Source organism: Limnohabitans sp. 2KL-51, assembly GCF_003063645.1.
Classification (GTDB): domain Bacteria; phylum Pseudomonadota; class Gammaproteobacteria; order Burkholderiales; family Burkholderiaceae_C; genus Limnohabitans_A.
In genome coordinates this window covers 67022-90883 of record NZ_NESJ01000012.1, presented here as the reverse complement: position 1 = coordinate 90883, position 23862 = coordinate 67022, and the positions used below count along the sequence as shown (strand labels likewise).

At 61.0% G+C, this 23862-nt stretch carries 21 protein-coding genes; 16 read left to right on the top strand and 5 right to left on the bottom strand.

The genetic code is table 11. The features are described from left to right. The first annotated feature begins 46 nt into the window (after positions 1–46). The 5 genes from B9Z49_RS13780 (at position 47) to B9Z49_RS13760 (ending at position 5798) form a co-directional block, all read left to right on the top strand. Positions 47–271, top strand: coding sequence for a hypothetical protein (locus B9Z49_RS13780; RefSeq protein WP_108354010.1), 225 nt, complete (start codon positions 47–49; stop codon positions 269–271). 81 nt (positions 272–352) lie between these two features. Beyond that, positions 353–2419, top strand: coding sequence for an ATP-dependent DNA helicase RecQ (locus B9Z49_RS13775; RefSeq protein ID WP_233254626.1), 2067 nt, complete (start codon positions 353–355; stop codon positions 2417–2419). Between the two features lie 155 nt (positions 2420–2574). Beyond that, positions 2575–3069, top strand: a complete 495-nt coding sequence (locus B9Z49_RS13770) for a hypothetical protein (RefSeq protein WP_108354080.1) — start codon at positions 2575–2577, stop codon at positions 3067–3069. Between the two features lie 125 nt (positions 3070–3194). Beyond that, positions 3195–4589: a M20 family metallopeptidase gene (locus tag B9Z49_RS13765; RefSeq protein WP_108354079.1), complete on the top strand. Its 1395-nt coding sequence runs from the start codon at positions 3195–3197 to the stop codon at positions 4587–4589. A gap of 9 nt (positions 4590–4598) precedes the next feature. Beyond that, entirely contained in the window at positions 4599–5798 is a 1200-nt protein-coding gene (locus B9Z49_RS13760) for a M20 aminoacylase family protein (RefSeq protein ID WP_108354009.1), read from the top strand. Positions 5799–5883: 85 nt separating this feature from the next. Here the strand turns inward: B9Z49_RS13760 and B9Z49_RS13755 are convergent, their stop codons facing one another. Next, a complete protein-coding gene (locus B9Z49_RS13755) occupies positions 5884–7038 on the bottom strand; it encodes a succinylglutamate desuccinylase/aspartoacylase family protein (protein WP_108354008.1) in 1155 nt (384 codons plus the stop codon). A 125-nt stretch (positions 7039–7163) separates the two neighbouring features. On the opposite strand from B9Z49_RS13755, the gene B9Z49_RS13750 reads away from it, so the two are divergent. Genes B9Z49_RS13750 through B9Z49_RS13720 form a run of 7 tightly spaced genes read left to right on the top strand, consistent with a single transcriptional unit; the run spans position 7164 to position 15102 of the window. After that, positions 7164–8954 (top strand): peptide ABC transporter substrate-binding protein, encoded by a 1791-nt coding sequence (locus B9Z49_RS13750; RefSeq protein WP_108354007.1) that lies wholly within the window; start codon positions 7164–7166, stop codon positions 8952–8954. Between the two features lie 3 nt (positions 8955–8957). Next, a complete protein-coding gene (locus B9Z49_RS13745; RefSeq protein WP_108354006.1) occupies positions 8958–9917 on the top strand; it encodes an ABC transporter permease in 960 nt (319 codons plus the stop codon). Beyond that, a complete protein-coding gene (locus B9Z49_RS13740; RefSeq protein WP_108354005.1) occupies positions 9883–10815 on the top strand; it encodes an ABC transporter permease in 933 nt (310 codons plus the stop codon). Before B9Z49_RS13745 ends, B9Z49_RS13740 begins: the two co-directional genes overlap by 35 nt. 12 nt (positions 10816–10827) lie before the next feature. Next, on the top strand, positions 10828–11805 hold the full coding sequence (locus B9Z49_RS13735) for an ABC transporter ATP-binding protein (protein ID WP_108354004.1): 978 nt from the start codon (positions 10828–10830) through the stop codon (positions 11803–11805). Next, positions 11802–12842: an ABC transporter ATP-binding protein gene (locus B9Z49_RS13730; RefSeq protein ID WP_108354003.1), complete on the top strand. Its 1041-nt coding sequence runs from the start codon at positions 11802–11804 to the stop codon at positions 12840–12842. The genes B9Z49_RS13735 and B9Z49_RS13730 overlap by 4 nt, the downstream gene beginning before the upstream one ends. Positions 12843–12852: 10 nt before the next feature. Then, complete coding sequence (locus B9Z49_RS13725) at positions 12853–13830, top strand: isoaspartyl peptidase/L-asparaginase family protein (protein WP_108354078.1); 978 nt, start codon at positions 12853–12855, stop codon at positions 13828–13830. Between the two features lie 54 nt (positions 13831–13884). After that, on the top strand, positions 13885–15102 hold the full coding sequence (locus tag B9Z49_RS13720; RefSeq protein WP_108354077.1) for a CaiB/BaiF CoA-transferase family protein: 1218 nt from the start codon (positions 13885–13887) through the stop codon (positions 15100–15102). A 24-nt stretch (positions 15103–15126) separates the two neighbouring features. Here B9Z49_RS13720 and B9Z49_RS13715 read toward each other — a convergent pair whose 3' ends face one another. Next, positions 15127–16161, bottom strand: a complete 1035-nt coding sequence (locus B9Z49_RS13715) for a tripartite tricarboxylate transporter substrate binding protein (RefSeq protein ID WP_108354002.1) — start codon at positions 16159–16161, stop codon at positions 15127–15129. 181 nt (positions 16162–16342) lie between these two features. Here B9Z49_RS13715 and B9Z49_RS13710 point away from each other — a divergent pair, with 181 nt between their 5' ends. Further along, positions 16343–17518 carry a YbfB/YjiJ family MFS transporter gene (locus B9Z49_RS13710; RefSeq protein ID WP_108354001.1) on the top strand — a complete coding sequence of 392 codons (1176 nt, stop codon included), beginning with the start codon at positions 16343–16345 and terminating at the stop codon, positions 17516–17518. On the opposite strand, the gene B9Z49_RS13705 is transcribed toward B9Z49_RS13710, so the two are convergent. Both B9Z49_RS13705 and B9Z49_RS13700 read right to left on the bottom strand, forming a co-directional pair. Continuing rightward, positions 17515–18222 (bottom strand): VOC family protein, encoded by a 708-nt coding sequence (locus B9Z49_RS13705; RefSeq protein ID WP_108354000.1) that lies wholly within the window; start codon positions 18220–18222, stop codon positions 17515–17517. The genes B9Z49_RS13710 and B9Z49_RS13705 overlap by 4 nt on opposite strands. After that, entirely contained in the window at positions 18206–18682 is a 477-nt protein-coding gene (locus B9Z49_RS13700; RefSeq protein ID WP_233254625.1) for a C40 family peptidase, read from the bottom strand. The genes B9Z49_RS13705 and B9Z49_RS13700 overlap by 17 nt, the downstream gene beginning before the upstream one ends. A 232-nt stretch (positions 18683–18914) precedes the next feature. On the opposite strand from B9Z49_RS13700, the gene B9Z49_RS13695 reads away from it, so the two are divergent. Both B9Z49_RS13695 and B9Z49_RS13690 read left to right on the top strand, forming a co-directional pair. Further along, positions 18915–19520, top strand: a complete 606-nt coding sequence (locus B9Z49_RS13695; protein ID WP_108354076.1) for an isochorismatase family protein — start codon at positions 18915–18917, stop codon at positions 19518–19520. A 174-nt stretch (positions 19521–19694) separates the two neighbouring features. Next, on the top strand, positions 19695–21593 hold the full coding sequence (locus B9Z49_RS13690) for a propionate--CoA ligase (RefSeq protein WP_108353998.1): 1899 nt from the start codon (positions 19695–19697) through the stop codon (positions 21591–21593). Between the two features lie 112 nt (positions 21594–21705). Here B9Z49_RS13690 and B9Z49_RS13685 read toward each other — a convergent pair whose 3' ends face one another. Then, the gene (locus tag B9Z49_RS13685) at positions 21706–22665 is read right to left on the bottom strand and encodes a folate-binding protein YgfZ (RefSeq protein WP_108354075.1); all 960 of its coding nucleotides are present in this window, start codon (positions 22663–22665) and stop codon (positions 21706–21708) included. Between the two features lie 152 nt (positions 22666–22817). On the opposite strand from B9Z49_RS13685, the gene mltG reads away from it, so the two are divergent. Beyond that, positions 22818–23822 (top strand): endolytic transglycosylase MltG, encoded by a 1005-nt coding sequence (mltG, locus tag B9Z49_RS13680; protein ID WP_199225063.1) that lies wholly within the window; start codon positions 22818–22820, stop codon positions 23820–23822. Positions 23823–23862 lie beyond the last annotated feature (40 nt).

The window sequence follows — 23862 nt, the reverse complement described above, 5'->3', positions numbered from 1 at the left end:
CAGAGAAAGCGGTCGCATTACACAGCTGTAAACCGGACGTGCCTATGTGCGGGCCCAACTGGCCGCCACGGCGCAGGGCTTGTCCATGCACCCCTTGTCGCAGGCCCTGCAGGAATACCCCGAACAAGCTCCGCATTACAAGGCCGTGCACGATTTGCTGGGCGCAACGGACCGTAGGCACACGGTGCAGATGTGGACGCGTCTGGGCTATGGGCCTTCGATTGGCCCGGCACCGCGTCGGGGACTGGATGCACATCTGCGCAAGGCGTGATGGGGTAGCCGCAACCGGGGTTTTGGCCCCAAAATAGCCCTCCAATACAAACGCCGCTAAAGGCGTCAGGGGAGCTTTCAAATGACCACCACCGACAGGGTTCAGAGCGAATTTGCAGAACGTCACATGCACACCATCCTGGCCCGCTTGGCCGGGCCGAGCGCTGTGCCCCGTGTCGACCAGGTGGACGCGGTGCATGCCGTGCTGCAACCGGCCTCGCGCGTGTTGGTGGTGCAGGCCACGGGATGGGGCAAGTCGGCGGTGTACTGGGCGGCCACCCACGCCATCCGCAGCACGGGTGCTGGCCCGACGCTGGTGGTCTCGCCCTTACTGGCGCTGATGCGCGACCAGGTGAGCGCGGCTGAGCGTGCAGGCCTCAAAGCAGCCACGGTCAACTCCACCAACATCGATGACTGGGACGAGGTGTTCCAGCAGCTGGACGCGGACGCCATCGACGTGCTGCTGGTCTCGCCCGAACGCTTGGGCAACCCGCGCTTTGCGGCGCGGCTGGGCGCTTTGCTGGCCCGGGTCGGCCTGATCGTGATCGACGAGGCGCATTGCATCAGCGATTGGGGTTTTGATTTCAGGCCTGATTACCAGCGGCTGGCGCGTGCGCTGCTGTCCACGCCCACCGCCAGCGTGCTGGCCACCACGGCCACGGCCAACGAGCGAGTGACGCTCGACATTGGCAAACAGTTGGGTGCGAACACGGTGACTTTTCGCGGCACGCTGGCCCGCACCTCGCTCACGCTGTCGGTGGTGCCCGGTTTGTCGCCCTTGCAGCGCTACGCCTGGATTGCCGATGCGCTGGAGCAATTGCCCGGCTCGGGCATTGTTTATGTGCTGACGGTGTCCGAAGCCGAGCGGCTGACTGCTTTTTTGCGCAGCTGCGGCCATGGGGTCGATGCTTATTCGGGCCAGACCGACGCCGACATGCGCCTGAAAGTGGAAGACCGTTTACGCCACAACCAGGTCAAGGCGGTGGTGGCTACCTCGGCGCTGGGTATGGGGTACGACAAGCCGGACCTGGGGTTTTGTGTTCATGTGGGCTCACCGTCCACCCCGGTGGCCTATTACCAGCAAGTGGGGCGGGCGGGCCGTGCGGTGGCGCATGCCGAAGGGGTGTTGCTGCCGTCGGACGCCGATGAGCGCATTTGGGAATACTTCGCCACCGCGTCGATTCCTGACCCGCAAACAGCGGCCAAGGTGTTGCAAAGTCTGGGGGGTGACGAGCGTAGCCTGATCGAGATCGAAGCCGACACGGGCGTGCGCCGGGGGCGTTTGGAGGCGTTGCTCAAAATTTTGGCGGTGGAGGGCGTGGTGGACAAGGATGGCTCGGCCTGGCGCGCCACGGGCGTGCCCTATGAGCACGACACCGCCAAGTGGACCGCGCTGGCCCAGGTGCGCCAGCAAGAGGCGGGCATCATGCGCCAGTACGCGCAGGGTGCGGGCTGCCTGATGGCCTATTTGCAGACTGCGCTGGACGACCCGTCGCCTGCGCCATGCGGGCGTTGCTCGGTGTGCACGGGGCATTTGCCTTTTCCGGGCCTCGCGCCTTCACAAGAGAAGCTGATCGCGGCCCGCAACTTCTTGCGCGGCATGGACGTGGACATCGAGCCGCGCAAGCGCTGGCCAAGTGGGGTGGGGCGTAAGGGGGCGATTCGCGGTTTTGATTTGGGCCGCGCTGTGGCCTTTGCCGACGATCCGGGCTGGGTGGCCGAGCTTCAGGCTTTGCGCTTGGCCCCCGGTGATATGCCGCCCGATTTACTGGCCGGGGCCTTGGCCACGCTGGGACGCTGGGCCAAGACCTGGCCTGCGCGCCCGGTGTGCGTGGTGCCGCTGCCCGCGCCCGACATGACGGCCAACCGCGTGCTGGCCGAGCACATTGCGCGCAAGGGGCGCTTGCCGCTGCACGATGTGTTCAGCTGGCGCGGCGAGTCTGCGCCTGACAACACCGCCTCAACCCCTGTTGTGTCGCATCTGGAGTCGGCCATTTCTTTGGCTTCTGGTGCAGATTTGCCCGCAGGGCCTGTGCTGCTGGTCGCCAGCACAGTGCGCACCCGCTGGGCCGCCACCGTGGCAGCGGCACTGTTGCGCGAGCAAGGCGCAAGCCAGGTGCTGGTCTTGGCTTTGCATTTGCAGCCTTGAATTTTCCTTGTTGGAGTCCACCCCGTGGGCGATGGTTTTCAGGGCGTGTGCCACGCCCATCGCCCACGGGGTGGGCTCCTACAAAAATTCATCCCATGCCGGATGAGCATGACTTCATGAGGCATGATCGCCTTCCCCCATTTCGCCAACAAACCATGACCGACGACACACCCGACACGCCGCTGCTGCAAGAACCCCGTCTTTGGCAAGACGAGCAATGGACCGCCCAAGTCATCAAAAATGAAGACGACGACGGCTGGGCCGTGGCGATGTTCAAAGCCGGTGCGTCCGAGCCGGCGCTGGTCGGCCCCTGGACCATGGGCCGAGACAAAAAGAACCCCAAGCCTCTGGATGGCAACGCCTTCATCACCTTGGTCAAAACCGCCAGCGAGTTTGTACGCCGCAGCGAGCAGCAGTTGCATGCGCAACTGAATCAGAGCGTGACCGTCAATGGTCAGGACAGCCGCGTCACGGTGCTGCTGCGCATCGTGCCCGACGAGGACAACCCCTATGCCTTACTGAGCGCGCAGGACGAAGGCGGCGATGAATTGGCTGAAATCAAAGTCGATGCCGGGTTCAAGCTCAACCGCCAAACGGCCCAGGCCTGGGTCTATGCCGACTTTGCCAAACCGGGCAGCGGCAGGCGCTGAAATCACAACCGGCTGTCACCTGGGGGCCAGGCCAGCACCTGGGTGCTTGACTTGCAGGCGCTGTGCTGGCACCTTGGTGGTTTGACTTCACCTGCCACGACTTTTCGTGGCTTTGGAAAGACCCCATGAGCCGACAAGCCGCCATTGACCGAGCCCAGCGCCATTTTGACGAGGGCCATTTCCAGCAAACCCTGGCGCGGCGCGTGGCCGCCCCCACTGAAAGCCAGAACCCCGAACGGGCCGAGCAGCTAAAGGCTTATCTGACGCAAGAGATGCAACCGGCCTTTGAAGCCATGGGCTTTGCCTGCCGTTTGTTGCATCACCCCAAGGCCAAAGCGCCGTTTTTGTGGGCCGAACGCATCGAAGACCCCGCTTTGCCCACCGCACTGGGTTACGGCCACGGCGATGTGATTCGGGGCTTGGACAAAGAATGGAAAAGTGGCTTATCGCCCTGGACACTGACCGAGCAGGCCGGGCGCTGGTATGGGCGGGGCATTGCCGACAATAAAGGCCAGCACAGTGTGAACCTGCAGGCCATGGCCTGCGTCCTGGCCGAGCGGGGGCGCTTGGGCTTCAACGCCAAATACCTGATCGAGATGGGTGAGGAAACCGGCTCGCCGGGCTTGCGCGATGTGTGTGCCGAGAACCGCAACTTGATGCAAGCCGATCTGCTGATCGCGTCTGACGGACCGCGGCTGCGTGCAGAGCGGCCCACGATTTTCTTGGGCTCACGCGGCTGCATCAATTTTGAGTTGACGATCGAAGCGCGCGCGGGCGCTCACCATTCGGGCAACTGGGGCGGCCTGATCTCCAACCCCGGCATTCAGATGGCGCATGCGCTGGCCAGCCTGGTGTCGGCCACAGGTGAAATTTTGGTGCCCGAGTGGAAACCGGCTTCTTTGCCCGAATCGGTGCGCCGCGTGCTGGCCGATTGCGAAGTGAATGGCGGTGCCGATGGACCTGAGATCGAGCCGGGCTGGGGTCAGCCGGGCTTGAGCCCCGCTGAGCGTGTGTTTGGCTGGTCTTCGTTTGAGGTGCTGGCCTTCAAAACCGGTAACCCCGACACGCCGGTCAATGCCATTCCGGCTCGGGCCTGGGCCTGCGGGCAGTTGCGCTTTGTGGTGGGCATTGACCCGAACGACATCTTGTCCGCTTTGCGCAGGCACTTGGACCGGCACGGTTTTGGGTTTGTGCAGATCAAGCCGGCACGCGACGAGTTGTTCAAGGCCACGCGCATCGACCCGGACGACGATTGGGTGCGCTGGGCGGTGGATTCGCTGGCCCGCAGCACGGGCAAAAAACCGGCGGTGCTGCCCAACCTGGGCGGCTCTTTGCCCAATGACATCTTCACCGACGTGCTGGGCCTGAAAACCATTTGGGTGCCACACTCTTACCCCGGCTGTTCGCAGCATGCGCCCAATGAGCATTTGCCTGCCGAGTTGCTGCGCGAGGCCTTGACGGTCATGACCGGTTTGTATTGGGATCTGGGCTCGGGCACTGTGCCTGCGCTGTCACGTTGAAAGTCTGCAATGAACGCTCGTTACACCTGTTTTTGCCAAATCTCGGACCTGCTCGATGCCGAGCCCTCGCTGCGCGAAGCGCGCCAGCACCTGCACAAGTTTCCTGAGCTGTCGTTTCAGGAAAAATCCACCGCGCAATGGGTGGGGGACCGCCTGGAGGGCTGGGGCTACCTCGTCACGCGCCATGTGGGCGGGCACGGTTTGGTGGCCTCGCTGAGCAACGGCGAAGGCCGCGGCATTGCCTTGCGCGCCGACATGGACGCTTTGCCTATTCATGAAGAAACCGGCAGGCCCTATGCCAGTACCCATGCAGGCACCATGCACGCCTGCGGTCACGATGGCCACACGGCCATGCTGATGGGGGCCGCGCAGCAACTGGCCAAAACGCGGCAGTTTCAGGGCACGGTGCACCTGGTGTTTCAACCGGCCGAAGAGGCCGGCAAGAACAGCGGCGCACAGCAAATGATTGCCGATGGTTTGTTCGAGCGCTTTCCCTGTGACGCAATTTTTGGCATGCACAACCATCCCGGTGCAGCGCAGGGCACTTTCATGTTTGGCAAGGGCGCTTTCATGTCGGCCTCGGACAACTGCCGCATCAAGGTCATTGGACGTGGCGGCCATGCGGCCAGGCCCCACCAGGCAGTGGACCCGGTGATGATCGCGGGCAGTTTGATCATGGCTTTGCAAACCGTGGTCTCGCGCAACATCGACCCCACACAGACGGCGGTGGTGACCATTGGTTCGGTGCACGCGGGCCAAGCGTCCAACGTGATCCCCGAGTTCGCCACCATGGGTTTGAGCATCCGCTCGTTCAGCCCCGAGGTGCGCAACCGCTTGCAAGAGCGCATCACGCATTTAGTGCGCGACCAGGTCAGCTCGTATGGCGGCGAGGTCGAGATCGAGTACGAGCGCGGTTACCCGGTGGTCATCAACAGCGAGGCCGAAACCGATTTCGCACGCCAAGTGGCCGAAGAATTGGTCGGCCCTGAGCAGGTGGTGTTTCCCTTCGGGCCAGTCACGGGCAGTGAAGATTTTGCTTATTACCTGCAGCACAAGCCTGGCAGTTTTCTACGTTTGGGCAACGGCCTGGACAGCGTCATGCTGCACAACGCCAAATACGATTTCAACGACGCCAACTTGTCGGTGGGCGCGGCGTATTGGACGCGCTTGGTGGAGCGTTTTTTGAACGAACCCGCTGATGTTTTGTAGGAGCCCACCCTGTGGGCGATTGAACGCACACCGCCAAGGCAAGCCATCGCCCACGGGGTGGGCTCCTACAAAGGCAGTTGGGTGATTAGTCGTCCAAGCCCGTGGCACCGATGCGGTGGGGCAGGGGCTTGGGGCCGCAAATGCGGTACATCACCTGGCCAGGCCAGGACAGATAACCGTCCAGACGCCTGGAAAAAATCACCCCATCGGTCTGGCTCTTGAAGGTGGTTCGGCCTTTGGCGCCGTGGGGGTTGGCTGGATCGATCACATCGCAAATGGCTTGGCCTTTTTTGACCTTGGCACCGGGCTTGACGTGGAACACCAAAAAGCCGGTGCAGGTGCTGTAGCCCACGTCCATGCCGCTCATGGGTGCGGGCGTGGCTTTCAATTTTTTCAGCGGTGCCGCCTTGCCGCCCACCACACCCTGGCGCACCAGCCAGCGGTACAGGTTCTGCGCATCGGACTGGCCCAATGCGTCGCTCACATCATGCTGGCTGCGCATCTCCACCGTCACTGACATGCAAGCTTGTGGGATGTTGGCCTGAGGGAACTGCTCGGCCAGTCGCGCCCACAACACGCTGTTCACGCCTGAAAACGTCAGGGCCTTGGGATAGGGGTCGTTGTACATCGTGGCTTCAACGCCCAGGTCGGCCGCAAGCGTCGACAGGGTGCCTGTGGCTACATCGTTTTTAGCGCCAAACAGGTGCAAGGCGGCGTAAATATCGCAATGCAGGTCCAGCACAAAGTCGGCATCGCAGCTGAGTTTTTGCACCTCAACGCGCAAGGTTCCCAGTTCGTTCAGGGGCTTCAAAGCTTTCAGGCTGTCTTGCGCTGCTTTGCGGATAGAGCGCACGTTGGCCTCAGCATCCGCCCCCAGCTTCTTGCCCACACGTTCTGCCACGGCATCGCTCAGGTCGATCCAGTTGCGGTTAAAGTTTTCGTAGCTCAGCAAGTTGTAGCGACCCGCGTGCGAGTTGCCCACCAACTGGGCCTGACCGATCGGGTTGACCGTGGGAACCAAAATAATTTCGCCCTGAATCAAACCTTTCTTGTCGGCCTCGGTCAGCAGCGGCATGAGGTGGTGCATGGCCATGGTGCCGGGCATTTCGTTGGCATGGATGGCCGCTTGCATGTAGACCTTGGGCCGTGCACCGGCTTTGCCAAAGCGCAAAACTGAAATACTGCGCTGGCTGCCGGGCGTCATGCTGGGCAAGGCGATGGAACTTTTCTTAAGGGCCATGGTGTCTCCTGATGGATAGTTTTGTATGAATCTAAAGCATAACCCTAATGCTGTTCAAGATATTTAGGGGTAACGTGTAGAGCAAGCCTTGAGGCTTTATTCAATTTTTAAATCAGGAGACGAACATGGATGAAAAAGCAGTGCGCGGATTGATTGAACAGGTCCGGGAAAACGCCATCAGTCGAAAGGACTTCATTCGCAACATGATCGGCTATGGCTTGACCGTGCCCATGGCTGCTCAAATGCTGTTGACCTCTGGTCTGGCGCAGGCCCAAACGGCCTCTGCCTACAAGCCCACCAAACGCGGCGGTGGCGGCCCCTTGAAGTTGCTCTGGTGGCAAGGCCCCACATTGCTGCAACCCCACTTTGCCAGCGGCACCAAGGACCAAGAAGGCTCGCGCATCTTTTATGAGCCCTTGGGCGCTTGGGACAGCGATGGCAACATGATTCCCATTTTGGCGGCTGAAGTGCCGTCGTCTGCCAACGGTGGGGTCTCCAAGGACGGTAAAACCATCACCTGGAAGTTGAAGAAAAATGTGCAGTGGCACGATGGCAAGCCCTTCACAGCCGACGATGTGGTGTTCACCTACGAGTACGCTTTGGATCCGGCCACAGCCGCTTACACCGCTGGCACCTACAAAGACATCAAAGTGACCAAGGTCGACAGCCACACGGTCAAGGTGGAGTACCAGAGGGCTTCGCCATTTTGGGCGGACCCGTTTTGCAGTGCCGCAGGCATGATCATTCCCAAGCATGTGTTTGGCGCATTCAAAGGTGCCACCTCGCGCGACGCACCCGCCAACCTCAAGCCCGTGGGCACAGGCCCCTACAAATTTCTGGATTTCAAGCCGGGCGACATGCTGCGCGGTGTGATCAACACGAGCTACCATGAAGCCAACCGCCCCTACTTTGACAGCATCGAGATGAAGGGCGGCGGGGATGCCGTGTCGGCGGCGCGTGCTGTTTTGCAAACAGGTGAGTACGACTACGCCTGGAACTTGCAAGTCGAAGACGAGTTGCTGCTTCGCCTGGAGCAAGGGGGCAAGGGCAAAACATCCATCACCCCAGGCGGCAACATCGAGTTCATTCAATTGAACATGGCCGATCCCTGGACTGAAATCGACGGTGAGCGTGCCCACCCAAAATCCAAACACCCCATTCTTTCAGAATTGGCTGTGCGCCAGGCCCTGAACTTGCTGGTTGACCGTGCGGGTATTCAAAAATTCATTTATGGACGCACGGGCATTGCCACGGCCAACTTTCTGAATAACCCCCAGCGTTTCGCTTCCAAAAACACCAAATTCGAGTTCAACATCGACAAAGCCATTCAGGTGCTGGAGACAGCAGGATGGAAAAAAGGTGCGGATGGCATTCGCGAAAAAGGCGGCAAAAAACTCAAGTTCGTGTTTCAAACGTCCATCAATGGCCCACGCCAAAAAACCCAGCAAATCATCAAGCAAGCAGCGCAACGGGCAGGCATTGATTTGGAATTGAAATCGGTGCCGGCCTCGGTGTACTTTTCGTCCGACCCGGCCAACCCAGACACGTACACCAAGTTCTTTTGCGACATTCAGATGTTCACCACCACCATGCCTCAGCCCGACCCTGAGGTGTTCATGAACCAGTACCTGACCGATCAGTTTGCCACCAAGGCCAACAAGTGGCTGGGTCGCAATTCCACGCGTTACAGCAATCCGGAATACGACAAAGCCTACTTGGAATCGCAGTCGGAAATGGATCCGGTCAAGCGTGCCGCCTTGTTCATCAAAATGAACGACATGCCGGTCAATGATGTGGCCATCATTCCCGTTGTGTATCGCCCACGCACTGCTGGCGCCGTGAACAACCTGGTCGCGCCTTTGAGCGGCTGGGACAACGACCTGTGGATGCTCAAAGACTGGTTCCGAAACGTCTGATTCATGTTTCACTATGTCTTGCGGCGACTCATGATCGCCGTGCCCAGTTTGTTGGGCATCAGCTTGTTGCTGTTCACAGTGCTGGCCATGGCTCCGGGTGATCCATTTTCGGAACTGGTCTCCAATCCGAATATCCCACCTGAGGTGGCCTTGTCCTTGCGTGAGAAATTCGGCTTGGACGACCCCCTGATGGTCCGTTACTGGAACTGGCTTGTGGCCATGGTTCAAGGGGATTGGGGTTACTCCTTCATCAGCCGCATCAATGTTGATACGCTGATCATGGACCGCATCCCGGTCACCTTGCTGGTGATTGGCTCGTCGCAATTGTTGGCCTTGTGCATTGCCATTCCGGTGGGTGTTTATGCCGCGACTCGGCCTTACTCCTTGTTTGACCAGATCGCCAGCACCTTGGCCTTCATCGGGTTTTCACTGCCCACATTCTTCACGGGCATTTTGCTGATTTTGTTTTTCAGCATCCATTTGGACTGGTTGCCATTTGTCTACCGGGCCGATATTCCTGAAACAGGCTGGCGGTTTCTCTGGGAGCATTTCAAGCAAATGATCATGCCGGTTGCCGTGTTGGGCTTGTTTCAGGCGGGTGCCTGGACGCGTTATGTGCGATCGGCTGTGCTCGATGTGATTCGGCTGGACTATGTGACCACGGCGCGCTCCAAAGGCTTGTCCGAAAAAGTGGTCATCACCAAGCATGTGCTGCGCAACGCGATGATCCCGGTGGTCACTTTGGTGGCCCTGCAGATGCCCGCCATTTTTGGTGGGGCCATCGTGACTGAGCAGATTTTTCGGGTGCCCGGTATTGGCTCCTTGATCATCAGTTCCATGTTGGCCAATGACACGCCTGTGGTGATGGCGGTGACCTTTGTTTTCTCCGCGCTGGTGATTGCGTGCAACCTCATTGCAGATATTTTGTATGGCTGGCTTGACCCCCGTATCTCCTTTGCCTGAGAAGGCCCCAACCCCCCGAGCGCCGGTGTCGCCAGGCCGCGAGGCCTGGCGACGTTTCAAACGTCACCGGCTGGCTGTGGTGTGCGCTTTCATTTTGGGCTTCATTATTTTGGCCGTACTGCTCGGGCCCTGGATTTGGCGTGTGCCCATCAATGAGATTGATTTCACCGCCCGCATGCAAGGGCCCTCTTGGGCGCACCCCTTGGGCACCGACGATTTGGGGCAAGACCTGCTGGCCCGCATGCTGTACGGCGGACGCATTTCGCTGGCAGTAGGCCTGGCGGCTATGGTCATTGCAATCACCGTGGGGGTGGTGGTGGGCGCGGTGGCGGGCATGTCCAAGGGGCCTGTTGATGTGTTTTTGATGTGGCTGACCGACTTGTTCTTGTCTTTGCCCCAGTTACCCTTGTTGCTGCTGATTTTTTACCTGTTCAATGACACCCTCAAAAAATGGGTGGGTGCCGAGATGGGGGTATTCATCTTGGTGGTGGCGGTGATTGGCGGCTTGCGCTGGATGCCGGTGGCCCGCCTGGTGCGTGCCCAATTTTTGTCGCTGCGCGAAAAGGAATTCGTGGAAGCGGCACGGGCCTTGGGGGCCAGCCCCTGGCGGCAAGTCACGGTGCACATCTTGCCCAACGCCATGGGGCCGGTGATCGTGGCGGCCACCATCGACGTAGCGGCGGCCATCATTGCCGAGTCGACCTTGTCCTTTTTGGGCCTGGGGTTTCCGCCCGACATACCCACCTGGGGCCGCATTTTGTTTGACGCCAAGGACCACATGGACATTGCGCCGCACTGGGCCTTGTTTCCTGGCTTGTTGATTTTCATCACGGTGTTGACCATCAACTACATCGGTGACGGTCTGCGCGATGCCTACGACCCGCGCCGTGTGCTTTAAAGAGGTTGACGGATGAGCCAAGCGTTGTTGAAAGTCCAGGATCTGCAGGTGCACTTTGACACCGACGACGGTATCTTGCATGCGGTCGATGGGGTGAGTTTCCACATTGACCGCAGCGAGACGCTGGGCGTGGTGGGTGAGTCCGGTTGTGGCAAAAGCGTCACGGCCATGACCATCATGAAGCTGCTGGCCATGCCGCCGGGCCGCATTGCCCACGGCCAGATCTGGTTCGAAGGGCAGGATCTGGTGCAGGCCGACTCGGCGGCGATGCAAAAGATCCGCGCCCGTGAGATCGCCATGGTGTTCCAGGAGCCCATGACCTCGCTCAACCCTGTCTTGACGGTGGGTGAGCAAATTGCTGAATCCTTGCGATTGCACGAAGGCCTCAGTGCCAAGCAGGCCAAAAACCGTGCCATCGAGATGCTGGGTTTGGTGAACATTCCTAAACCCGAGCAGCGGGTGGACGATTACCCGCACCAGTTTTCAGGGGGCATGCGCCAGCGCGTGATGATCGCTATGGCCCTGTCTTGCAAGCCCAAGCTGCTGATTGCCGATGAGCCCACCACCGCTCTGGACGTGACCATTCAGGCGCAAATTCTGGACCTGATGGACCGGCTCAAGTCGCAGATGGGCATGTCCATTTTGTTGATCACGCACGCCATGGGTGTGGTGGCCGAAACCTGTCAGCGGGTGGTGGTCATGTACGCAGGCCGGGTGGTTGAAGAGGCCTCGGTGGAGGACTTGTTTGCCTCGCCTGCGCACCCCTATACCCAAGGTCTGATCCGCTCCATCCCGCGCCTGGATCTAGACAGTGCCCATAAGCAGCGCTTGCACGCTATTCCCGGTTCTGTGCCCAAGTTGATCCTTCCTCCCCCCGGTTGCCGCTTTGCGCCCCGGTGTCCGCACGCCAACGCCCGTTGCGCATCCGAGATGCCCGAGCTGCGTGAACTGGCATCGGGTCACCGGGTGGCTTGCCACTTCGCGATATGACATCAGACACCGCTTCTTTGCCCCACGCTGCGCACGCATCCGATGCGATCAGCCAAGCGCCCGACCAAGCGCCCGAACTTTTGCAGGTCAAGGGCTTGACCAAATACTTCCCGATCAAGGGGGGGCTGCTCAGCCGTGAAGTTGACCGAGTGCATGCCGTGGACGGCGTCAGCTTCAGCATTGCTGCCGGGGAAACCCTGGGCATGGTGGGCGAGTCCGGTTGCGGCAAGTCCACCACGGGCCGTTGCATCTTGCGCCTGATCGAGCCCAGCAATGGCGAGGTGCGATTCGATGGCCAGGACGTCACCGCCATGAACCCTCAAGCGCTGCGCGAAGTGCGGCGTGACATGCAGATCATTTTTCAGGACCCGTTCGCCTCGCTCAACCCGCGCATGACGGTCGAAGCCATCATTGGTGAAGCGCTGACCATCCACAAGCTCACCAAGTCGCCCACTGAATACCAGGCCCGCGTGGTCGATTTGCTGGAAACCGTGGGCTTGAACGCCGACCACATGCGGCGCTTTCCGCACGAGTTTTCGGGCGGCCAGCGCCAGCGCATCGGCATTGCCCGTGCTTTGGCCGTGTCGCCCAAATTGATCGTGTGTGACGAACCGGTGTCGGCCCTTGATGTGTCGATTCAGGCGCAGGTCATCAACCTGCTCGAAGACCTGCAGGCCAAAATGGGCCTGACCTATTTGTTCATCGCGCACGATTTGTCGGTGGTCGAGCACATCAGCAACCGGGTGGCCGTGATGTACCTGGGCCGCGTGGTCGAGATCGCGCCCTCGCGCGATTTGTACACCCGCCCCAAGCACCCCTACACCGAGGCCCTGCTGTCGGCCGTGCCCATTCCGGACCCCAAAGCCAAAAAGCAGCGCATCGTGCTCACCGGCGATGTGCCTAACCCGGTGAACCGCCCCAGCGGCTGTCACTTTCACCCCCGTTGCCCCAAGGCCACTGAGCGCTGCAAGGTGGAAGAGCCCGAGCTCAAAGCCGTGGGCACGCAGCACCAGGCCGCTTGCCACCTGAACGATTGAGGTGACGCAAATGCAGGTGATTGCGCAGGCCCCAGTGACCTTGTTGGTACATGGCGGTGCAGGCACCTTGAGGCGTGCTGACCTCAGCCCCACGCAAGAGTGCGAATACCGTGAAATCTTGGACCAGGCTTTGCGGGCCGGGCAGACCTTGCTGCTGCAAGGCGGTACCGCCCTCGATGCGGTGGTGGCAGCGGTTTGCGTGCTGGAAGACTGCCCCTTGTTCAATGCAGGCAAAGGCTCGGTTTTTACCCACGAGGGCCGCAACGAAATGGACGCCGCCGTCATGGACGGCGCCACGGGCCAGGCCGGTGCCGTAGCCGGCGTGGTGTCGGTGCGCAATCCTGTGTTGGCGGCGCAGGCTGTCATGCAGCGCAGCGGGCATGTGTTCCTGATGGGTCAAGGGGCGGAAGCCTTTGCCCGCGCGCAGGGCTTGGCCCTCGAGGGGCCCGAGTACTTTCACACCGCGCACCGCTGGCAACAGTTGCAAACCGCTTTGGCCCAAAACCAGGTGATGCTGGACCACGATGGGCATCGTTCACAGGGTCAGCCTGCGCCCGAGCCCATTGACCGCAAGTTCGGCACTGTGGGGGCTGTGGCGCTGGATGCGCAAGGCCATCTGGCCGCAGCCACCTCCACCGGTGGCATGACCAACAAAATGTTTGGCCGCGTAGGCGATTCGCCCCTGATTGGCGCAGGCACCTATGCTTGCGATGCCACGGCGGCAGTCTCGGCCACTGGAGCGGGCGAGTTTTTCATGCGCGGGGTGGTGGCACACGACATTGCGGCCCGCATGGCCTATGGCGGCTTGAGCTTGGCTGAAGCCACTCAAGCCACCTTGCACGAAAAACTCGATGCCACAGGCGGGCGCGGCGGGGTGATTGCGCTGGACCGGCATGGCCACTACCAGTTGGCCTTCAACACCGAAGGCATGTACCGGGGCGTGGTGCAAGGTGAGGGGCCGCCGCAGATCGCGATTTACCGGGATTGATCCCGTGTGATGACACCCACGGTGTGGGGTGTCCGATTGCCTACACTTGAGGCCATGAATCAATCCAAAGCTTTTTTACCCAGCACCGGCCCCCTGGCCGGGCTCAAGGTCCTGGAATTGGGCCAGCTGATCGCCGGCCCTTTTGCCGCCAAAACTCTGGCCGATTTCGGGGCCGATGTCGTCAAGATCGAGCCGCCCGGCGCGGGCGACCCCCTGCGGCAATGGCGCTTGATGAAAGACGGCACCTCGGTCTGGTGGCAGGTGCAGTCGCGCAACAAACAGTCTCTGGCGCTGGACCTCAAGCAGGCTGCTGCGCAGGACATCGTGCGCCAGCTGGCGGCTGAAAGCGATGTGGTGATTGAAAATTTCCGGCCTGGCGCCATGGAAAAATGGGGTTTAGGTCCAGATGATTTGCTGGCGCTCAATCCCCGCCTGATCATGCTGCGCGTGAGCGGCTACGGCCAGACTGGCCCTTACCGCGACCGCCCCGGCTTTGGCGTGGTGGGCGAGGCCATGGGCGGCATCCGCCACCTGACGGCCGAGCCGGGCAGGGTGCCGGTGCGAGTGGGCATCAGCCTGGGCGACACGCTGGCAGCTTTGCACGGCGTGATTGGCATTTTGCTGGCTTTGCACGAGCGGCAGGCTTCGGGTCGGGGGCAGGTGATCGACGTGGCTTTGTACGAGGCCATGTTCAACTGTATGGAAAGCCTGCTGCCCGAATACAGTGCTTTTGGCGCCGTGAGGGGGCCTGCGGGCAGTGCATTGCCGGGCATTGCCCCAAGCAACGCCTACTTGTGCAAGGACGGCGGCTACGCCCTGATTGCGGGCAATGGCGACAGCATTTTCAAGAGGTTGATGGCCGAAATTGGCCGGGACGACCTGGCGCATGACCCGGCCTTGAAGGACAACACTGGCCGCGTGGCCCGAGTGGCCGAAATCGATGGGGTGATTGGCCACTGGGCCGCGCAACACACGGTGGACGAGGTGCTGGCCGCGCTGGACCGCGCCAGCGTGCCGGCTGGGCGTATATATACCGTGGCCGACATCGCCCAAGACCCGCACTACAAGGCCCGCGGCATGCTGCAAACGGTTCACTTGGACGACGGCAGCGATTTGATGGTGCCCGGCATCGTGCCCAAGCTCTCGCGCACGCCGGGCGGTCACCGGCGCAACGCGCCCGGCATCGGTCAGGACAGCGACGCGGTGCTCTCGGGCATGGGGCTCACCGCCACGCAAATCCAGGCGTTGCGCGAGCAGGGCATCGTGGCCTGAGCGCACTCCCCCTCGGTTGCAGCATCACTGCGCCTTAGCGCCCGAGTCCTTCACCACCTTGGCCCATTTGGTGATCTCGGTGGCCTGGTAGCGCGCCAGCTCGGCTGGGCTGGACAGCACCGGGTCGAGGCCCAGGGTCTTCAGGCGCTCTTGCACGTCGGGCAGTTTGAACACGCGAAGCACTTCGGCGTTGAGCTTGTCGATCACGGGGCGAGGCACGTTGGCCGGGGCAAACATGGCAAACCAGGTTGTGGCCTCAAAGCCGGGCACCGATTCGGCCACGGTGGGCACATCTGGCGCAGCTGGTGAACGGGTGGCGGTGGTTTGTGCCAAAGCCCGGATCTTGCCCTCCTTGGCCATGGGCAGGGCCGAGGGCATGTTGTCGAACATGACCTGGATGCTGCCGCCGATCAGGTCGGGGATGGCGAATTGACGCCCTTTGTAGGGCACATGCTCCATGGTGGTGCCGGTAAGCGACTTGAAGAGTTCGCCCGAGACATGCACCGAGGTGCCGATGCCGGGCGAGCCAAACGAGAGCTTGTTGGGGTTGGCCTTCATGTAGGCGATCAGCTCGGGCACGTTTTTGACGGGCAGGGCGTTGTTGACCACAAGCAAGTTGGGGGCCGAGGCGATCAGCGAGATGGGGCTGAAATCCTTGACCATGTCGTAGGGCATTTTTTCGTAGAGCGCGCCGTTGATGGAGTGCGTGCCCACCGTGCCCATGACGATGGTGTGGCCGTCGCCCGGAGACTTGGCCACATTGTCAGCGCCAATGTTGCCACCCGCGCCGGGCTTGTTGTCCACCACCACCGGAAAGCCGAGTTGCGCTTTTTCGCTGAAAAGGCGGGCCAGGATGTCGGGCGCACCGCCCGAGGGAAAGGTCACCACCAGGCGCAAAGGCTTGGTGGGAAAAGCTTGCGCCGAAGCCCCGACTGCACTCAAAGCCCCCAGCCCCAGTAACAGACCGCTTAGGCTGCGGCGAAGGGGGTTGGCGATGCGTCGGGCAGACCCGGACGCGAACAGGGCAGAGGCAGTGGGGGCGGCAGAACGTGTAGGCATGAACAACTCCTTTTGAGCATTTCACTTTAGGGGTCTGCAGGGCGGGCCAGGGATGGTGAAAACCCTTTGTCACAGGGGGCTGGCTGTCATGTTCGGGACGCGGTGATCTGTTACCCAAGCGTCAGCGCTTGCGCGTCTTGCGCCCAAGGCCGGCACAAATGCATGGATACTTGGCGCTGCTATGCAAGACACTCCTACTTCCCGTTCGCTTCAACCTTGGCAAGTCATGGTCGGGGGCATTTGTGGCCTGGTGCTGACCATCGGCCTGGCCCGCTTTGCTTACACGCCCTTGCTGCCCACCTTGCAAGCGCAAACCGGTTTGAACGATGCGGCCGCTGGGGGCTTGGCCGCAGTCAATTACGCGGGTTACATCGTCGGCGCCTTGGTCACGGCCTGGATGGACGATGTGCGTTGGCGTCACCGTTTTTACAGTGCAGGCCTGTGGATGGCCCTGCTCACCACGGGGGCGATGGCGCTGTCGAGTTGGTTGCCGGCCTGGGGGCTGTGGCGCTTTTTAGGCGGTTTGTGCGGGGCCACCGGCATGTTGCTCGGATCGGGCCTTGTGCTGGGTTGGCTGATGCGCCAGGGCCGCAGGCCAGAGTTGGGGGTGTTGTTCATCGGCCTGGGGCTGGGCATTGTGGTGTCGGCTTTGGGCGCATGGGTTTTGTCGGGCATCTGGACGCTCTGGTCGGACCAGTGGTTGGCTTTTGCTGCGTTGGGGTTGGTGTTTTTTGTACCGGCCTGGTTGTGGCGCCCGCCGGTGCCGCCCGTGCCCACCTCAGCAGCGGTCGCCCAAGCGCAGCCGCAGGTCTCGCGTCGCTGGATGGCGACCATGGCGCTGAGCTATTTTGCGGCGGGCTGGGGCTTTGTCATCAGCGCCACCTTCACCGTGGCCATTGTCGAGCGTGAACCGGCTTTGGCTGGGCAGGGCGCTTTGGCCTGGGCCCTGGTAGGCCTAGCGGCCATGCCGGCCGTGTTTTTGTGGGACCGTGTGGCCCGAAGGGTGGGCGACATCCCGGCCTTGCTGTTGGCGTTTGGTTTGCAGACGGTGTCCATCGTGTTGCCGGCTTTGTCGGGTTCACTGGCGGCAGCGCTCATCGGTGCTGTGGGTTATGGGGCGACTTTCATTGGCATTGTGAGCTTGACTTTGGCTTCGGTGGGTCGGCGTGCGCCCCAAAACCCGGGCAAGGCCATGGCCCGTTTGACGCTCAGCTACGGCGCAGCGCAAATGATCGCGCCCGTCGTGGCCGGGGCCATGGCGCAGGCCACAGGCAGTTTCAAAGGCGCTTTGTGGCTGACGGCCGCCGTGATGCTGGTGGGCATGGCGCTGCTGTTGGCTTTGCCCAAAGAGACCTAAATCCCCAAGCTTTGCAGCTGCACCAGGCCTTTGGGGGTTTGCAAGTTGGCCACCAGGTTGGCTGGCCCGGTTTCGATGGCGATGTCTGTCAGGCCTATGGCATCGAAAGCTGCTTGGAGTTTGGCGCCACTGGGGTGGCTCACCGTCAGGCTTTGCAACGTCACCCCCGAGCGCGGCAAGCTGTTGCGCGGGTGCAGGCGCAGCGGATCGGTGGCCTCGGGCTTGCCCCACTGAATGAGGGTGGGCAAGCATCCGTTGAACAGTCGCTCGCCGTCCTCGCGCACGGTGATTTGCCAGTTGAGCGTGCCTTTGCGCGATTTGCGGCTGGCGTGCACCACCTGACCGCGCTCGACGCCCTGGGTGCGCAGCACATGGCGGGCGGCCTTGACGTCTTCGGTGCTGCTGACAAAGTGGATGAGCCGGGGCCCTTGCGCGACTGCTTTTTGCAAAGCGGCGTCGTCCATGTCGAACCAGCGGGGCACTTGGGCGCGCTTGGGGATCACGGCCGCCGGATTGATGGCGATGATTTCGAAGTAGGCCAAGGGAAATTGAGGGGAGGCGATTTTGAAAAGGCAGTTGTGGGTGCCGTATTTTTCATGCTCGCCGCCTGGGACTGGGACGATGCCCAAGGTCTCTTCGCACCATTGCACACCTTGGTCCAGGGAAGACGCCATCACCACGAGGTGATCAATTTGAGTTTTCATTTTTTGGATTGTCGCTGTTCACGGGCACGCGACGTGCACCGTTGAACCGTTTTTGCCAATAAGCGTTGCGCATGTCATCGACGTTGACCGCTTTGCCCGCACGCGGTGCATGGATGAATTTGCCATCGCCCACATAAACGCCCACGTGGCTGAAAGCCCGTCTCATCGTGTTGAAAAATACCAGATCGCCTGGCTTGAGCTCTTCACGGTCAATGACCTCGGTGGCCCGGGCTTGGTCCACGGCGCGGCGCGGCAGAATTTGGCCGACCGATTGTTCGTAAAGGTGGCGCACAAAGCCACTGCAATCAAACCCGGTGCTTTCGCTGTTGCCACCACGCCGATAGGGCACGCCCAGCAAACCCATGGCTTGTTCCACCATGCCTGCCGCTTGGTCGCTGGCCTTGCCCTTGACCGCGCTCAGCTGGGTGCTGATCTGCGAGACCAAGCCGCGCTCAGGCATGCCCGCAGCGGTCGTCTCCTCCGTTGGGGAAGACCAAACAGGCAGGTTCAGTGCTGTTGTCAAAGATAAAAAAATGAGCCATCGCATAATCTTGCAGCATAACGGATATTTTTGGCTTAATGAATGTGGGTGTCTGGCGTCAGACTGCATGTTTCAGTCTGGACCCCCACTGAAGGTTTGCTGGTGCCGGGCTGGTGCCACAATGCTGACCCAGACACTCCAAGGACTGAACATGTTGATCGATGCAGATGAAAGCCAATTGGTGCTGGTGGATTTCCAGGCCCGCTTGAAACCCGCCATGTTGGACGCCGATGCCGTCTGGGCCAACGCCACACGCCTGTCCTCTTTGGCCCAAGCGCTGGATATCCCAACCTGGGGCACTGAACAAAACCCGTCTCGTTTGGGCGAGATGCCTCCCGAATTGCGCAGCCGCTGCCGCCAGGTGCTGGCCAAGATGCAGTTCAGCGCTGTTGAAGAGGGTTTGGGCGAATGGCTGCAGCCCGAGGCGCCTCAAGCCCCCAAGGGCAATGCCCGCAGCTTGCCCCGCCACCTGCAAAAACCCCAGCCCGGCGCAGAGCCGCGCAAGACCATCGTGTTGGCTGGCTGCGAGGCGCACATTTGCTTGATGCAAACTGCGTTGGATTTGTTGGAAGACGAGTTTGATGTGTGGGTGGTGACCGATGCTTGTAGCTCGCGCACAGAGCGCAACCGCGATGCGGCCTACGACCGCCTCGCCGGTGCAGGGGCTGAGTTGGTGACCGCTGAAATGGTGGCGTTTGAGTGGCTTCGCACGGCCGAGCACCCCGATTTCAAGCTGCTGCAAAGTTTGTTCAAGTGACCGGTTCGAACTGGAGGAGCGCTGGTCAAACATCGTCGATGATGATTTTGTTCATGGGCTGAGTCAGCTTATTGCAAGTCCCTTGGCCATAATTATGAATTCAGAAGCGCTGGGTGGTGCAAGGACATCTCCCCCTTCCTCGATTTCAACTTGGTGGATTTTCAGGAGATATTTATGGGCAATTTTGCAGAATTTCACCAGCGCTCGATCAACGACCGCGACGCTTTCTGGGCCGAGCAGGCCCAACTGGTGGACTGGAAAGTCCCGCCCCAGCAAATTTGCGATTACAGCAATCCGCCGTTTGCCAAATGGTTCGTTGGCGGCCAAACCAACCTGTGCCACAACGCGGTGGACCGCCACTTGGCCGAGCGCGCCGACCAGCCTGCGCTGATCTTTGTGTCGACCGAAACCGACACCGAAAAAACCTACACCTACCGTGACCTGCACGCCGAAGTGCAGCGCATGTCTGCCATCCTTCAAAATTTGGGTGTGGTCAAGGGCGACCGCGTGTTGATCTACATGCCCATGATCGCCGAAGCGGCGTTCGCCATGCTCGCTTGCGTGCGTCTGGGGGCCATCCATTCGGTGGTGTTTGGCGGTTTCGCGTCGCACTCACTGGCCACCCGCATCGAAGACGCGTCGCCCAAAGTCATCATCAGCGCCGATGCTGGCTCGCGCAGTGGCAAGGTCGTGGCCTACAAGCCCCTGCTCGACGAAGCGATTGCGCTGTCGGCCCACAAACCCGCCAAGGTGGTCATGGTGGACCGCCATCTGGCCGCTTTCACCCCCGTGGCCGGCCGCGATGTGGACTACGCCACCGAACGCGCCAAGCACATGAATGCGGTGGTGCCTTGCGAGTGGGTCGAATCCACCCACCCCAGCTACACGCTCTACACCTCGGGCACAACCGGCAAACCCAAAGGCGTGCAGCGCGACACCGGGGGCTACACCGTGGCCTTGGCGGCGAGCATGCCCAATGTCTTTGAAGGCAAGCCGGGCGGCACATTCTTTTGCACCAGCGACATCGGCTGGGTGGTGGGCCACAGTTACATCATTTACGGTCCGCTGATCGGCGGCATGGCCACCATCCTTTATGAAGGCCTGCCCATCCGCCCCGACGGCGGCATCTGGTGGAGCCTGGTCGAGAAGTACAAGGTCAACGTCATGTTCAGCGCCCCCACGGCGATCCGCGTGCTGAAAAAGCAAGACCCTGCGCTGCTCACGAAATACGATTTGTCCAGCCTGCAAGCGCTGTTCCTGGCTGGTGAGCCGCTGGACGAACCCACGGCCAAGTGGATTTCTGAAGGTCTGAACGGCAAGGCCATCATCGACAACTACTGGCAGACCGAGACCGGTTGGCCCATCTTGAGCATTTGCAATGGCGTGGAAAAAGCACCCAGCAAATTCGGATCTCCCGGCAAAGCCATTTATGGCTACAACGTCAAGTTGGTGGACGACCAGACGGGTGAAGATCTGACCGGTGCCAACCAAAAGGGCGTTTTGACCATCGAAGGCCCGCTGCCGCCGGGCAACCTGCAAACCATCTGGGGTGACGACGAGCGCTTCGTCAAGACCTACTGGAAGACGGTGCCGGGAAAGCTGCTCTACAACACCTTCGACTGGGCTGTGCGCGACGATGACGGTTACTTCTTTATCCTGGGCCGTACCGACGACGTGATCAACGTGGCCGGTCACCGCCTGGGCACCCGCGAAATCGAAGAAAGCATTTCCAGCCACCCCAACATCGCCGAAGTGGCGGTGGTGGGGGTGGCCGATCAACTCAAAGGTCAGGTGGCCATGGCGTTTGCCATCGTCAAAGACACTTCGGGTCTGGGAGATGCTGGGGCGCGACTGAAGCTCGAAGGCGAAGTCATGAAGGTGGTGGACTCGCAACTGGGCGCGGTGGCGCGCCCCTCGCGCGTGTTTTTTGTCACGGCCTTGCCCAAAACGCGCAGCGGCAAATTGTTGCGCCGCGCCATTCAGGCCGTGGCTGAAGGCCGTGACCCCGGCGACCTGACCACCATGGACGATCCCGCCGCTTTGCAGCAGATCGTCGATCAAATCAAAGGCTGATGTTCTTGATCCAGCCCGGTGAAGTTTAAATTGCCCATGTTTTTGTAAGCCATCCGGGGGGTTTTTGTCTTTGTGAGAGCCCACCCCTGTGCGCGATGGATTTCAACAGCAATTAAATGTCTTCCAACAGCGCATAAGGCAGCGACAGCAACTCCAGCGGTTGGCCTTGGGCGCTGTCTGCGCGCCAACCAGCCTGCATGCTTTCCAGTGTGCCGCTGACCAGCGCATCAAAGCCCTGGGCATCGGGGCGCGCCGCGCTCAGCACCACAGTGGCGCAGGGCTGTTCGGGGTCGGCAGGCGTAAAGATGTCTTGCCCGGCTTGCAAAGCAACGGGGCTGTGCACGCGAGCCGTGCGGCGCTTCAAGGTGCCGCGAAACTGGCTGCGGGCCACGACTTCCTGGCCGGGGTAGCAGCCTTTTTTGAAGTTCACGCCGTCCACGGATTCGTAATTGAGCATTTGCGGCACGAAGGCCTCGAACACGGGCTGAGTGACCAGGGTCACGCCGCTCATGACTTCGGCCCACTGCCAGACTTCGCTTGGCACTTCGGCGCCTGCAGGCAGCGCAAGGCCAGAAGGGGCGAGCCACAAAGCGCGGGGGATTTTGGACTCGCCCAGGACGGCGGGGTAAAGCGCCACCGTATGCAGAGCATCTTGAGCAATTGTCTGCCAAGGCGCCGCTGAGCCCATCACAGCCGGAGTGCTGTCGCCAAGCAGTCCGCGCAGCTGCCACTGGCTGCTGGCGTCGGTCATTTTGACTTTGGCCCGCAGCACAAACATGGACAGGCGCTTCAGCGTTTGGGCCAACAAATCGAGGCTCGTGACCAGCAACACGGTGTCGGGCGCGGTTTTGATGACGACAAAGCTGGCCTGCATCCTGCCCTTGGCCGAACAAAAAGCCGCCAAGCGCGATTGGCCCACGCGCAAGAGCAGCACGTCGTTGCTCAGTTGGTTGTGCAAAAAGTTAGCCGCGTCTTCGCCTTGGGCCTGAATCACGCCCAAGTGGGGGAGGGCGGCAACGCCTTGCAACTTGGCTGCGAAGTGGTCGATAGGGGCGGTGCTTGAGGTGGTCATGGCGATAAGTGTGAGGTGAACCCAGCTGGCAAGGCCAACAAAATTCAATGGGGGCCGAATGGGGCCACCGAGCAAAGGCTGGAAGGCCTCAATTATGATCAGCCGCCAGAGTCAATCGACTCTGTGCGGACATTTTTCTAGGGTTGCGGGTGATCAAAGGGTTGTTCAAGGGCTTGGTGGGTTTGGTGGTGCTGGCCTTGACGCTGGCGGCTGCCGCCTATTTTTGGGTGAAACGCCCCATGCCATTGCGTGCGCCGGCGGCAAACCCAGTCGATTTGTCGATCGAGTCGGGCACATCGGCCAAAGCCATTTCGCAGGCCGTGGTTGATGCCGGTGTGGAGGCTTCGCCCACATTGCTCTATGCGTGGTTTCGGCTGTCCGGCCAATCGCGCCAAATGCGGGCCGGCAATTATGAAATTGCCCCCGGCACATCGCCCGAGCGTTTGCTGCGCATGTTGGTGCGGGGCGAAGAAAGCCTGCGCACGGTGACGATTGTGGAAGGCTGGAACTGGCGGCAAGTGCGCCAGGCCTTGGCCAAAGCCGAAAACCTCAAGCCCGACAGCCGGGCATTGGACGACGCGGCCTTAATGGCGCAGTTTGGCCGCCCAGGCGTGGCCCCGGAAGGGCGCTTTTATCCGGACACCTATTCGTATGCCAAGGGCTCCAGTGACTTGGCCGTTCTGCAACGCGCGCTCAATTCCATGGACAAGCACCTGCAAGTCGCCTGGCAAGCCCGCTTGCCCGGTGTGTCGCTCAAGTCGCCCGAAGATGCCTTGATATTGGCGAGCATTGTGGAAAAGGAAACTGGCCAAGGGTCGGACCGCCCGCTGATCTCTGGCGTTTTCAACAATCGCATGCGCATTGGCATGCGTTTGCAGACCGACCCGACGGTGATTTATGGCTTGGGCGAGGCCTTTGACGGCAACTTGCGCCGCATTCATTTGCAGACCGACAACCCCTGGAATACCTACACCCGTGGCGGCTTGCCACCCACACCCATTGCCATGCCGGGCAAGGCGGCTTTGTTGGCGGCGGTGCAACCTGCTAAGACGCAGGCACTGTACTTTGTGGCCAAAGGCGACGGCAGTAGCCACTTCAGCGCCACGCTGGACGAGCACAACCGGGCGGTCAACCGTTACCAGCGCGGCCTCAAATAGGGCAAAGATTGATGCCATACGTGAGCCTGCGACAATCGGG